General features: G+C 68.3%; 10 protein-coding genes. 6 read left to right on the plus strand and 4 right to left on the minus strand.

Annotated elements, in window-relative coordinates; genetic code table 11:
- Positions 1-1,165 (minus strand): helix-turn-helix domain-containing protein (locus WA805_RS10060; protein WP_425242209.1); only part of this gene is annotated, 1,165 nt, incomplete at its 3' end.
- Positions 1,166-1,462: 297 nt separating this feature from the next.
- Between WA805_RS10060 and WA805_RS10065 the strand changes: the two genes are divergently transcribed.
- The 5 genes from WA805_RS10065 to glmS all read left to right on the plus strand — a co-directional run bounded on the left by WA805_RS10065 (position 1,463) and on the right by glmS (position 8,384).
- Positions 1,463-2,752: an MFS transporter gene (locus WA805_RS10065; protein WP_422323053.1), complete on the plus strand. Its 1,290-nt coding sequence runs from the start codon at positions 1,463-1,465 to the stop codon at positions 2,750-2,752.
- Between the two features lie 433 nt (positions 2,753-3,185).
- Complete coding sequence (locus WA805_RS10070) at positions 3,186-4,661, plus strand: diguanylate cyclase (RefSeq protein WP_422280472.1); 1,476 nt, start codon at positions 3,186-3,188, stop codon at positions 4,659-4,661.
- Between the two features lie 65 nt (positions 4,662-4,726).
- Positions 4,727-5,770 (plus strand): HoxN/HupN/NixA family nickel/cobalt transporter, encoded by a 1,044-nt coding sequence (locus tag WA805_RS10075; protein ID WP_422280474.1) that lies wholly within the window; start codon positions 4,727-4,729, stop codon positions 5,768-5,770.
- Between the two features lie 414 nt (positions 5,771-6,184).
- A complete protein-coding gene (locus WA805_RS10080) occupies positions 6,185-6,454 on the plus strand; it encodes a hypothetical protein (protein WP_422284824.1) in 270 nt (89 codons plus the stop codon).
- Positions 6,455-6,545: 91 nt separating this feature from the next.
- Entirely contained in the window at positions 6,546-8,384 is a 1,839-nt protein-coding gene (gene glmS / locus WA805_RS10085) for a glutamine--fructose-6-phosphate transaminase (isomerizing) (RefSeq protein WP_425238758.1), read from the plus strand.
- Positions 8,385-8,527: 143 nt separating this feature from the next.
- Here the strand turns inward: glmS and WA805_RS10090 are convergent, their stop codons facing one another.
- Positions 8,528-10,666, minus strand: a complete 2,139-nt coding sequence (locus WA805_RS10090; RefSeq protein WP_424564508.1) for a SpoIIE family protein phosphatase — start codon at positions 10,664-10,666, stop codon at positions 8,528-8,530.
- A gap of 199 nt (positions 10,667-10,865) precedes the next feature.
- Here WA805_RS10090 and WA805_RS10095 point away from each other — a divergent pair, with 199 nt between their 5' ends.
- Positions 10,866-11,300 carry an HIT family protein gene (locus WA805_RS10095; RefSeq protein WP_422274072.1) on the plus strand — a complete coding sequence of 145 codons (435 nt, stop codon included), beginning with the start codon at positions 10,866-10,868 and terminating at the stop codon, positions 11,298-11,300.
- Between the two features lie 2 nt (positions 11,301-11,302).
- Here WA805_RS10095 and WA805_RS10100 read toward each other — a convergent pair whose 3' ends face one another.
- Positions 11,303-11,998 (minus strand): DUF2993 domain-containing protein, encoded by a 696-nt coding sequence (locus WA805_RS10100; protein WP_422274070.1) that lies wholly within the window; start codon positions 11,996-11,998, stop codon positions 11,303-11,305.
- 284 nt (positions 11,999-12,282) lie between these two features.
- The coding region (locus tag WA805_RS10105; protein ID WP_425242210.1) for a DUF2993 domain-containing protein at positions 12,283-13,034 on the minus strand (752 nt) is incomplete at its 5' end.

The following is a 13,034-nucleotide window of genomic DNA, read 5'->3' on the forward strand; positions in this document are numbered from 1 at the left end:
TGATGTCGGGCCCGGGGTGCAGCCCGAGCAGCCGGAACATCCGCGCGGCGGCCTCCGGCAGGTGCCGGTAGGACAGCGAGAACACGGTGCGAACGTTGGCGGCCGGGTCGCCGACGTCCAGCGCGTCGAGGCGGCCCTGGAGCTCGGTGAGCTCGGTGACCAGCGCGGCCAGCGGCAGGTTCGGCGCCGCGGCGGCACGGGCGACGATCACGGACAGCGCGAGCGGCAGCCGGGCGCAGAGCGTGGCCAGCTGGGTGATGGCGTCCGGCTCCGCGTCCGCCCGGTCCGTCCCGAGCCGCGCGGCGAGCAGTTCGATCGCCTCTCGTTCCGGCAGCACGTCCAGGCTGAGCAGCCGGGCGCCTTCGGCCGCCGCGAGCGCGGACAGCTCACGGCGGCTGGTGACGATCACGAGACAGCGCGGCGACGCGGGCAGCAGCGGGCGCACCTGGGCGACGTCCGCGGCGTTGTCGAGCAGCACGAGCATCGTCCTGTCGGCCAGCAGGCTGCGGTACAGCGCCGCGAGCCCCTCGGTGGTGGCCGGGAACCGTTCCGGGTGCACCTGGAATGCATCGAGGAACCCGCGCAGCACGTCGGCGGGCTCGGCGGGGCTGCCCGCGGGGTCGAAGCCGCGCAGGTTGGCGTAGAGCTGCCCGTCTGGGAAGTTCGGCGCGACCCGGTGGGCCCAGTTGAGCGCAAGAGCGGTTTTTCCCACGCCCGCCGTACCGCCGATCGCGGAGATCACGACGCCTGTGCTGCCCCGGCCGGCGTCGCTGAGCATGGCGTCGAGCAGCCGCAGTTCGCTGGTCCGGCCGGCGAAGTACGGCACGGCGGTGGGCAGCTGCCTGGGGATGGCGGGCTCCGCCGTCTCCTCCGCAGTCTCCGCAGTCTCCGCCGCGGCCGATAGGGCCGCCAGGGCCGGCTCGTCACCAGGCGCCCGGTATCGCGCGACCAGCTCCGTCCCCGTCGCCTCCGGCAGCCCGAGCGCGCGGATCAGCGCCCGCACCGAACTCGGGTACGGCCGGCGGGTCCGTCCCCGCTCCATGTCCGCGATGGTCCGCACGCTGACCCCGGACCGCTCGGCCAGGTCCTCCTGGGTCAGCCCGGCAGCGATCCGCTGCCCGCGCAGCCACAGCCCCGGTGGCTCGCGGACCCCTGCCGTGTTCATGACCACCCACCTGCCTGTGATCAGCCGGTTACGGTTAGCTTAACGGCGGGCACGTTGCCGGGAAAGTGCTCATTGTGATCTGGTGCGAACGATGCGTAACTTCGCCTGGTGTTGCGCGCCGCTGACTGCCGGTAGTCACGCCTCCGTAGTCATCAATAATCAATTTGATCAGCCGTGTACCACATGTGACGGTTTAGCCGCGAAGCGTGGCCATCTCTGAAACGATGGTAAGCACTGCCGGCCCGGGCTCCGCTCGCGTGGCTGTTCACGCGTCCGCCGGCATGAGAGAGGGTCGCCGTGAGCACTCCGCCGGCACGACGCGCCACCTTCCATGACGTCTTCGCAGTGCGTGAATTCCGCGCCCTCTGGGCCGCTTACGTCCTGTCCGCGGTCGGCGACCGGCTCGCCCTCGTCGCCCTGACGCTCCTTGTCTATGACAGGACGCACTCGCCGTTGCTGGCCGCGGTGGCCTTCGCGGCGGGGACGCTGCCTTATCTAGTGGGCGCGCTGTTCCTGTCCGGGATCGCCGACCGTTTCCCGCGCCGCGAGGTCATGGTCGTCTGCGACCTGCTGCGTGCCCTGCTGCTGGGGGCGATGCTGCTGCCGGGGATGCCGCTGGTCGCGCTGGTCGTCCTGTTGTACGCGGTGACGGCCATCGAGTCGCCGTTCGACGCCGCGCGGTCGGCGATCTTGCGTGACGTGGTCCAGGGCGAGCGCTACGCGCTGGCGGCGGCGGTGCTCCAGTCGACGTTCCGCCTGATGATCGTGGTGGGCGCCGTCGCGGGCGGGCTGGTGGTGGCGTTCGTCGGGGCGCGGGCCGCCCTGGGCATCGACGCCGCCACGTTCGTGGTCTCCGCGGCGGTGCTGCAGCTCGGCGTCCGGGCCAGGCCCGCCGCGGCGGCGCAGGCAGGGCCGAATCCGCTGCTCCAGCTGAGGGCAGGCGTCCGGGTCGTGTTCGGGGACAGGGCGCTGCGCACCCTGCTGATGCTCGGCTGGCTGGCCGCCTTCTACGAGATCCCCGAGGGACTCGCCGCGCCCTATGCGGGGAGGCTAGGCGGCGGCCCGGTTGCGGCCGGCCTGCTGATCGCGGCCTCTCAGGTCGGGGCCGCGGTGGCGACGCCGATTTTCACAAGGCAGATCGGACCGCTGACGCGGCTGCGGTGGATGGGCCCGATGGCGGTTTGCGCCTGCGCGGTGCTGCTGGTGGTGGCCCTGCGTCCGGGCCTGATCGTGTCGATGGCGATCTTCGCACTGTCGAACACGTTCGCGATGTATCAGATCGCTGCGAACACCGCGTTCGTCGAGCGGCTGCCGAACGAACGGCGGGCTCAAGCATTCGGCCTGGCCAACGCGGGTCTGGTGGTGGGCCAGGGGCTCGCCTTCTTGGCGGCTGGCGCTGCCGCCGAGGTGGTACCGCCCTCGACAGTCATCGCTCTTTGCGGGGGGCTGGGTGCCCTCATGGCCTGCGGTCTAGCGCTCCGCTGGCGGGACATGTCGCCCGCCGTCGGCCGCCACTCTGCGAGGCATCTCGGCCGTCAAGCCTCGCTTGCCAGGCAAGCACCCGTCCATGCGGCTCGTTCTCGGTAGTACGGCTTACTGCTGGTTACTGCGGCCCGTCTGGGCTCAGGTCCAGGTGTCACGCATGGTGCCTCTTCCTTTCAGTGAGGTCAGTGTTGCTGCGGAGTGGAACATCAGCAACATCAGTACCAATGAGTATTTCGCACCATTCCTCCTCGTGCCTAACAGCAGACGCTCTTGTTCTCCCCGCGCCCACTTCATCGCCTATGGCGCAAATTCGCCTCCGCGCCATCGCCGATAGGCACCATTAAGCACCGGCTTGTCACTCGTTGTTCATGATTCTCGCGGCAATAGTTACCTCGCCTGGCAAGATGGGTTATGGTAGCTATACGCAGCTAGTCATTTACGGTGAGCTGCTACTAGAAGGCAGTAACAGGTGTCGCGTACGGAACGGTGGAGCATGCCAGCCTCGTCCCCTACCAGCCGCCTCAAGAGGTGGGTGATGGTACGCGACTGGCCTTGGTGGCAACTGCCCCCGCTGTTGCGCTGGTATGTGGCCACGACGATCGCCGTATGGGTAGCCGTTGCGGTCATCCTGGCCATGCGCACCGACTGGCGTTCGTCCGACCTTCTGCTGTTCGCCCTCCTGGTGGGCTGCGGGTCGATTTCGTCCGCGTGCACACCGCGATCCGCGTATACGAGCGGCGGCGGCGTCACGATGGATTTCTGCTCGATATGGGTGCTCCCGACCGCCATCCTGCTGCCGCCCATCTACGCCCTCGTGGTGCCGATTCCGTTTATGGCGGTGCTGCAGCTCGTGGTGCACCGCGGAGTTGTTTACCGAAGGGTGTTCACGGCCGCGGCGATGGGTCTGAGCTACGCGGCGGCATCGTGGGTATTCCACTCGATTCCCGCGTCGTTCGCGGGCACCAGCGTCGGTTCCGGCACCCACGCCTTCACCTGGTGCCTGGCGGTCGCCGCCTGCGAGATTCTCGGCAACAGGGGGCACCACTACCTGATCGCCGTCGCGGTGAAGATGTCCGACCCCAGCGTGCGGATCCTGCGGCTCGACCTGAACCGCGAGTCGATGCAGGGCCTGTTCGTCGAAATTGACCTCGGGGTACTGATCGCGCTCGCCGTGGGCCTCAGCCCGGCCCTGGTGCTCATCGCGATGCCGACCGTGCTGCTCGTCCGCAGGTTCCTCGTCTTCCCGCTGCTCGTTGCCCAGTCGCGCGTCGATTCCAAGACCGGCCTGCTCAACGTGTCCACCTGGGAGGCGGAAGCGGAGGTCGAGCTGTCCAGGGCAAGGCGAACACAGTCGCCGCTCGCGATGGCGCTGGTCGACATCGACCACTTCAAGGCGGTCAACGACACCTACGGCCACCTGGTCGGCGACAGGGTCCTCAAGTCCCTCGCGCAGGCCCTTACGAGCCAGCTGCGCGACTACGACCGCGCGGGCAGGTTCGGCGGCGAGGAGTTCGTGCTGCTGCTGCCCCAGACCAGCGAGGCCGACGCGTGCGGCATCGCCGAACGGCTGCGCTCTCACGTCGCCAGCATGCAGGTCCCTGTCAGCGACCGTCCGAACGCGCCGACCGTCAGCCTGACGATCTCCATCGGCGTGACGGCCATGGAACCGGGCGAAACCCGGGAGCTGACCGACCTGCTCGCCGCCGCGGACTCGGCGCTGTACCACGCCAAGCAAACCGGCAGGAACCGGATCGCCACCCACGCCGCGGAGAGCAACATGGGCCTCGACGCCGAGTTCGGCGGCCACCGCACGGGAGATGTCCGGGTCGACCCCACCGGCGCTTCTTTACGCCTATCGAGGTTACTCTGCGTATCCACTAAGGCACGCCATGGGGCTGCCATTGCATCTGCACAAACGGACGCCCGTGCAGCTTACCGCCAGGCGCGCAGGGGACGTTATTGCGAACAACTTGCAATAACAACATCGTGCGCCGTAACGTTGGGTAGGTGAACCCGGCTCGGATACGCGGCATCAAAGGACAGCTAACGCCGCGGGAGTGGGCGCAGGCGGGTGGCATGACCGCGACGGTCATCGGCCTGCACGTCGTTGGCTGGGTCACCTTGCTGGCGATCGTGGTCCCCGGGCACTACAGCATCGGCACGCAGACGTTCGGCGCCGGGATCGGCCTCACCGCCTACACGCTCGGCGCCAGGCACGCGTTCGACGCCGACCACATCAGTGCCATCGACAACACCACGCGGAAGCTGATGGCCGACGGCAAGCGCCCGCTGTCCGTCGGGTTCTTCTTCTCCCTCGGCCATTCGAGCATCGTCTTCCTGCTCAGCCTGCTGCTGGCGCTCGGTATCCGCGCGCTCACCGGACCGGTGCGCAACGGCTCGTCCGGCCTGCACCAGCTCACCACCGTCGTCGGCACCGGCGTGTCCGGCGTCTTCCTCTACCTCATCGCCGCGATCAACATTGTCGTGCTCATGGGCATTCTCAAGGTGTTCAGGGATCTGCGGCGGGGTCGCTTCGACGAGAAAACCCTCGAGAGTCATCTGAACGAGCGCGGCTTCCTCAACAGGATCTTCGGCAAGCTGATGCGTTCCATACGCCGGCCCCGCCAGATGTACGGCGTCGGCCTGCTGTTCGGGCTCGGCTTCGACACCGCGACCGAGGTCGCGTTCCTCGTGCTGGCCGGGACCGGCGCGGCCAGCGGGCTGCCCTGGTACGCGATCTTGTGCCTGCCGGTGCTGTTCGCGGCCGGGATGTCGCTGCTCGACACGATCGACGGCTCGTTCATGAACTTCGCCTACGGGTGGGCGTTCTCCAACCCGGTACGCAAGGTCTACTACAACATCGCGATCACCGCGCTGTCCGTCGCGGTCGCGTTGATGATCGGGACCGTAGAGCTGGCGGGCCTCATGGGCCAGGAGTTCAGCCTCGGCGGCCCGTTCTGGACCTGGGTCGAAGGGCTGAACATCAACACGCTCGGCTTCCTCATCGTCGGCCTGTTCGCGGCGACGTGGGCGGTCGCGGTGTTCGTATGGCGGGCGTTCGGCATCGAGCGCCGGTTCGGCGCCCGTGGCCCCAGGGAGCTTCCCGAAGCCGCGGATTAGGCGCGGATCAGGCGCGCCGGGCCGACCACAGCCGTAACGCCTGACGCGTGGCTGGCGTTTCTTCAACAGTGCACCACGCCACAGCGCACGGTGCCCACCCTCGCGGCCGGCCGCCACCGCTCCCCGCCCACTAGTGGCGGTCGGCCGCAACTCCCGCCCAGGCGGGCACTAATCTTCCGCCCAGTCGCGCCCTTGATGAGGCGCGGCTTGGGGCCGCGCTGGCCGGAACGGAACTCTTGGGCAGTCCTGAACGTTTTGTTCCCATGGGACGGCGTCCTGCACAGCCTCGCGCTTATCGCCCCAAACACGCGTCACCGATCCCACTTAGGGGTAAACTGACGCCGCAAGCGGCAAGAACGCGAGCTTTCCTGCCCGGAATCGGGCAGGAAAGCACCGGCAAGCCAGGGGACGCTAGTGAACGAGACATACCCGGAGGATTTGGTCCGCCACGTCGCGGCGTCTACCGGGCTGTCGGAGGCGACCGCGACCCGGGTGGTGGCGGACGTCAACGCCTACTTCAGCGAGACCGTCGAGGCGTACGTCAGGCGGCGGCACGCCGAGCTCAAAGACAAGAACTGGAAAAACGACGAGATCTGGCCGCTGCTCGCGGCCGAACTGGGCGCCCGCAGCTTCGGGGCCCCGGAGCTCACCGAACGCCAGCTGAGGCGCATGGTATACGGCTGACCAACAGCCGGAGGGGAACTCGGGCGGCTGGCAAGGACAAAGCCGGTCCCGCGATGGGGCGAGGACCGGCCAAGGAAGAGGGGAACGCAACGTGTGCGGGATCGTTGGGTATGTGGGGAAACGCGACGCGACGCCGGTCCTGATCGAGGGGCTGCACCGGCTGGAGTACCGGGGCTACGACTCGGCGGGCCTCGCGGTCATGCACCGGGGCCGGCTGCGGGTCACCAAGACGGCGGGCCGCGTCCAGGATCTGCGGGACAAGCTCAGCGGGCAGACAGCCAAGTCCACCATCGGCATCGGGCACACTCGCTGGGCCACCCACGGTGAGCCGAACGAGACCAACGCCCACCCGCACACCGACACCGCCGCCCGCGTGGCGATCGTGCACAACGGCATCATCGAGAACGCCGAACAGCTCAGGGACCAGCTGCAGGCCAGCGGCGTGCGGCTCGTCACCGACACCGACACCGAGGCGCTCGCGCACATGATCGCCGCCGAGCTGGCGGAGCGCGAGGACGTGACGCTCGAGGACGCCGTCATCCGCACGCTGCACCGCGTCGAGGGCGCCTACGGCCTGGTCGTCCTCGACATCAAGAACCCTGACCAGCTTGTGGTCGCCCGCAACGGCAGCCCGATCGTGCTCGGCCTGGGCGAGAACGAGATGTTCGTCGCCTCCGACGTGTCCGCCCTGGTCCGCTACACCCGGCAGGTGATCTACCTGGAGGACGGCGAGATCGCCACGATAACGGCGAGCGCCTACCACACCAAGACGCTGACCGGCACCGATAACAGCGACAACAAGACGCCGACCACCGTGGACGCCGACGCCGGCGACTACGAGCTCGGCGAGTACAGCGACTACATGCGCAAGGAGATCCACGAGCAGCCCGACGCGCTGCGCCGCGCGCTGCGAGGCCGCCTGGACGACCGTTTCGCCACGGCGCGGCTCGGCGGCATCAACCTGGACGCCCGCCAGTTGCGGAACATCAAGAACGTCAAGTTCCTCGGCTGCGGGTCCGCCTACTACGCCGGCCAGATGGGCGCGGCGCTGGTCGAGGAGCTGGCCCGCATCCCCGCCGACGCCGAGCCGGCCAGCGAGTTCCGCTACCGGAGCCCCGTCGTGGACCCGGACACGCTGTACGTCGCGGTCAGCCAGTCGGGGGAGACGATCGACACGCTGATGGCCGTGCAGGAGCTCAAGCGCAAGGGCGGCCAGGTCATCGGCGCGGTCAACGTCGTCGGCAGCGCGATCGGGCGCGAGTGCGGGCACGGGATCTTCCTGCACGCCGGCCCGGAGGTGGCGGTCGCCTCAACGAAGGCCCTCACGAACATGGCCGTCAACTTCGCGCTGCTCGCCCTGCTCCTCGGCCGGGTCCGCGACATGTCCGCCGCGAACGGCCAGCGCGTCGTCAACGGCCTGCGGAACCTGCCGGAACAGGTCAGCAGGATGCTCAACGCCGAAGATGACATCGCGACGATCGCGCACCAGTACGCGGCCGCCGACCACATGTTCTTCATCGGCCGGGTCCGCGGCTGGCCGGTGGCCCGCGAGGGGGCGCAGAAGCTCAAGGAGATCTCCTACGTGCACGCCGAGGCCTACCAGGCCGGCGAGCTGAAGCACGGCCCGCTGGCGCTCATCGCCCGCGAGATGCCGAGCGTGGTGATCATCCCGAGCGACGACCTGGTCGCCAAGAACCTGTCCACGATCGAGCAGATCAAGGCGCGCGGCGGTCCCGTCATCGCGCTGACGAGCACCGACATCCCTGAGGGGCTGGCCGACGCCACCATCCGCGTGCCGCGGGCCGAACCGGAGCTCGAGCCGATCCTGCTGAACGTCCCGCTGCAGATCCTCGCCTACCACGCCGCCGCCAAGCTGGGCCGCGACATCGACAAGCCGCGCAACCTCGCCAAGAGCGTGACCGTGGAGTAAGAGGCAATGGAACGGACCCGTTCGGGATCGGACTGCGCCGTCGCATGCCCGATACGATCGCAAGATCGGGCATGCAGCGGGGGGTTCCGGGGGGGTCGTCCCCCCGGGCTAGCAGAGCCTGAACGGGCCCGTGGTGTCTCTCGTCAGGGGACCGGTACCGGGATCGGCTCGTCGATCTCGGCGGCGATCTCGTCCGCGGCGCTCAGCGCCGCAATCATGGTCGCAGAGAGCGTCTGCTCGCACCACACGACCTTGCCCGTGTGGGTGCGCCGCGCCCCCCAGCGGGTGGCGAGCTGCGACACGACGTGCAGCCCGCGCCCGTTTTCCGCGTCCCTGTCCACCTGCAGCACCCGGGGGAGGGCCGGCGAGGAGTCGTGCACCTCACAGGCCAGGCTGCCGGACTCCAGGATCAGCCGCAGCAGGATCTCGCCCTTGGCGTACTTGATCGCGTTGGTGACCAGCTCGGAGACCAGCAGTTCCGTAACGGGGATCAGGTCTTCGAGACCCCAGCGCTTCAGCGGGTCCCTGATCATGGACCGCGCCATCCGCACCGAGGAGAACTCGGGTTCCAGCGTCCAGGAGTGCCGGTTCTCTTCCGGAATGCGGCGCAGCTTGGCGATGAGCACCGCGATGTCGTCGCGCTGCGCGTCGGAGTAGACACCGTCCAGGGAGGTCTTGCACAGGTCCTCGAGGTCGGCCTCTGGCGAGCCGGGGCCGAACGCGCTCTGCAGCCGGTCGAGCCCTTCAGTGATGTCTCTGTCCCTGCTCTCCACCAGGCCGTCGGTGTACAGCACGAACAGGCTGCCGTCCTCGACGGTGAACCGCTTGGTCTCGATCGTCCCTTCGCCCACGCCGAGCGGCGGCGAAGGGACGACCTCGAGCAGCTCGCTGCGGCCGTCCGGGTGCACGACGAGCGGCGGCAGGTGGCCTGCCACGGCGAGCTCGCACTCCCCGGTCACCGCGTCGTAGACCGCGTACGCGCAGGTCGCGAAGTGCGGCTCGCGAGCGCCGATCGTCTGCATGAGCTCGTCGAGTTGCTGCAGCGACTCGGCGGGCGGCAGTTCGAGCATCGCGAGGGTCTGGATGGCGGTGCGCAGTCGGCCCATAGTGACCGCGGCCCGCACCCCGTGCCCGGCCACGTCGCCGATCACCAGGGCGACGCGCGCCCCGGGAAGCTTGATCGACTCGTACCAGTCGCCGCCGACCTCGACGAGCTGGCTGCCCGGCAGGTACCGGTGCTTGACCTCGACGGACGACGGCGCGGACAGCCCGGTGGGCAGCATGGAGCGTTGCAGCATCAGCGCGGTGGCGTGCTCCCGCTTGTACCGGCCCGCGTTGTCGAAGAACACGGCGGCGCGAGAGGCGAACTCCATGCCCATGTCCATGTCGTACCGGTCGAAGCGGCGGGTGCCGGCCTGCCTGACGCAGTAGAAGAACCCGAGTGTGGCGTCCTTGCCCACGATGGGCAGCAGCAGCATCGACACGTCGGACAGCAGGCTGGCGACCGGCTTGCGCCGCCAGACCCTGGCCAGCTTGCGCGCCGCGTCCGCGGTGAGCGCCTGCTCGAGCACCGGCTGGCCCGACGCGAGGCAGCGCGCGTAGGGCGACGCCTCCGGGTACCTGAGGATCTCGCCGATCGGGAAGGCGGCGAGCCAGGCGAGATTCTGCTGGTCGTTCACGACGGACAGGCGCCGTAGCGCGGCGGTCCCGTCGGGACCGTCGTCGGGGATCTCGTTGTCCCCGACGATGCGCTCGAGCACCAGCAGCTCGGCCGAGGTGCAGAAGGCGGGTACCAGCCGGGCCATCAGCTTTTCCGCGAGGTCGCTGAAGTCCAGCGTGTCGTCGATGCCGGCGAACGTGTCGCGCAGCAGCATGTCGCGGATGACGGCGGGATCCACGAAGCGCTCGGCGCTGGGCACCGGCATCTGCAGGATGACGAAGGCCGCCACGTTGCTGTCACCGGTCTGCATCGGCTTGGCGGTGACGACCGCGTCGGCCGTACCGCCGTTGGCGAGCCCGACCGTCAGGACGGCGTTTCCTTCCCGGTCCGACTTCACGGCATCGAGCAGTGTGCTGACCGCATCGCTTGTGGTGATGTCGCTGAGGTGAACTCCGAGCAGGTTGCCCGCGGAACATGCCAGAATCTTCGGAGCAGTCCGGTCGTGCTGGACGATCCGGCCGGAACGATCTATTCCGAGGATCAGGGTTCGTACCGACGAGTTCGAGTTCATGTCGACTACTACCGGCGCTGCCTTACGGCCTCCCCTTTTGCCGGGTGTCACGGGCGACTCCTGAAGATTGGTGCACGGTGCGCTCTTGCCAATTATGGGCCAACGAGCGCTGGTTCAACGAGGAGTTCCGATATCTTCCCCTTAGTGCATGTGTCGACCACAATGCCACAGTTTAGTGGTGGCTGCCGGGCGTTCTGGGGCTAAATCAGGGTCATCTCCGCTCCTCCCAGGGCCAGTAGACTGCGGGCTCATGGCCCCCACCGTGGCGAACTGCGCGTTCTGCGCCATCATCCGGGGGGAGACGCCAGCCGTCAGGGTTCTGGAGACCGGCAGCCTGCTCGCGTTCCTGGATCACCGGCCGCTGTTCCTCGGGCATACGCTGCTGGTGCCCAAGGACCACATGAGGCTGCTGTCCGACCTGCCGGCTGAGCTCGCCGGCGAGTTCCTGATGACCGCGCAGCGGCTGGAGCGGGGCGTTGAGGACGGGCTTGGCGCGGCGGGGTCGATGATACTCGTGAACAACGTGGTCAGCCAGTCCGTGCCGCATCTGCACCTGCACGTGATACCGCGCAACTTCAAGGACGGACTGCGGTTCTGGCTGGGCCCCCGGCAGCGGTACGACGCCGAACATCCGGCCGAGCAGTACGCGGAGAAGATCCGCGCGGCGCTGCCCCCGGTCCCGTGAGGCTACTGGGTCAGCGTGGTGTGCTGCGCCGAGGCGGTCGCCACGATGCCCTGACTGGTCACTGAAACGCTGCGGACCACCAGCCCCATGGGCAGCGCCGGGATCTGGATGGTCTGGGTCTGGAGCGGCAGCACGCCGTTGAGCAGCGAGGCGAGGCCGCTGAGGGAGCCCATCTGGATAGTGACCTCGTTCGGCGCGGTCAGGTCGACCTTGCCCGTGACAGAGCCGATGGCGCCGGCGCTCAGCTTCACCGCGTTAGGCCCGTCGGCCGGGTCCGCGCTGATCGATGCGACACCCTGCAGGCCGAGGCCCTGCTCGAGCGACGCGAACGTGATGAGCGCGGTGCCGTTGATCTGGTCGACCGTCGCGCCGCTGAAGGACGAGTTGAGGTGCACCCCGGTCGCCTTGGCCTTGACGCTGCTGATGTCGAACTTGCCCGCAGGGACATTGCTCGCGCTGATGTCGATTACCCCGACGTCGTGCGCGGCGACCTGGGTCAGGAACGGGAAGCCCTCGATGCTGACCGACGGCTTCGCGGACATCCCCGACGACGACTCAATCTTGCTGGCGATCGTGTTCTGCGCGTACGCCTTGGCCACCTGGTCGCCGATGACGAAGAGCACCGCGAGCACGACGAGCACGATGAGCAGCCCGATCCAGCCCCTGCGGCGCCGCCTGCGGGGCGGGAGAGGCCGCACCTCCTGGCGCTGGCCAGGCCCGAATCTGGCCTCGTCATCACCGGGTCGTCCGGAGTACTGAGGGGGCTGGTCCGGCCAGCCGCCCTGTGATCGTGGTTGGTTCGGGTACACGTCTACCTCGGTTCCCTGGCTCCGGTGCACCATCGTTTATACCGGCCCCAGAGGACTGCCCGCGTCGCGCGCAACGAGGCAGAACCCGTTGCTGAATATTTCCTGATGATGACTTTTGGTCGTTAGTGCACACAAAAGCCCGCGTAATCGCGAATAACGGGGGCCGGCGGGTTTTAGGCTGAGGATTGGCTGAGTTTCGCGTTATCGGCGGCCGCTGTCGCGGTCAGGCCCTGCGCGTTGAGGGTCAGGCCGGTGATGCGCAGGCTGGCCGGGACCCCCTTCGGGAGGTTGAAGGTATAGCTGCCGAATTGACTCAGCACGCCACTCAGCGCGCCGCCGTTGTTGACCGCCTGGACGCTGATCTGCTGCGGGCCGGACTGCGTGATCTTCGCTTCCTCTGTGTCGCTGAGCACCCCGCCGAGACTGCCGGTGATCTTCAGCAGGTTCGGCCCCGCGGGGGTGATCGTCAGGTTGGCCACGTTGCCAAGGCCGCCCGCCCCGGCGAGCGCGGCGAACGACACGAAGATCGTCACGGTCATGTGATCGACGGTCGCGCTGTTGAAGGACGAGTTGAAGTGCAGCCCGTTGAGCGTGCCAGTCGCGCTGGTGATCGTCACCGGGCCGGCCGGGATGTTGCTCGCGGAGATGTCGACCTTGCGGAGGTCGCGCGCGGCGAGCTGGGTGAGGAACGGGAAGCCTTCGATCGTCACCGACGGCTTGACTGGAAGCCCGTTCGAGACGAACTGGTCGGCCATGTCGTTCTCGGCGACCGCCAGCGCCACCCGGTCACCGATCACGAGCAGGATGAGCACGACGATGACGCCGAAGACGACCATGGTCCAGCGGCGGCGCCGCCGCCGCCGTCGCGGCCTGGGGCCACCCGGCGCGCCAGGGGTGCCGGGGGCACCGGGGTAACCATCGGGCC

Source organism: Trebonia sp., assembly GCF_049794275.1.
In the GTDB taxonomy this organism is placed as follows: Bacteria; Actinomycetota; Actinomycetes; order Streptosporangiales; family Streptosporangiaceae; genus Trebonia.

Bases quoted from the DNA above. Each gene is read 5' to 3' on its own strand.
- WA805_RS10070 (WP_422280472.1), top strand. From the start codon at position 3,186: ATGGTACGCGACTGGCCTTGGTGGCAACTGCCCCCGCTGTTGCGCTGG.
- WA805_RS10075 (WP_422280474.1), top strand. From the start codon at position 4,727: ATGACCGCGACGGTCATCGGCCTGCACGTCGTTGGCTGGGTCACCTTG.
- WA805_RS10095 (WP_422274072.1), top strand. From the start codon at position 10,866: ATGGCCCCCACCGTGGCGAACTGCGCGTTCTGCGCCATCATCCGGGGG.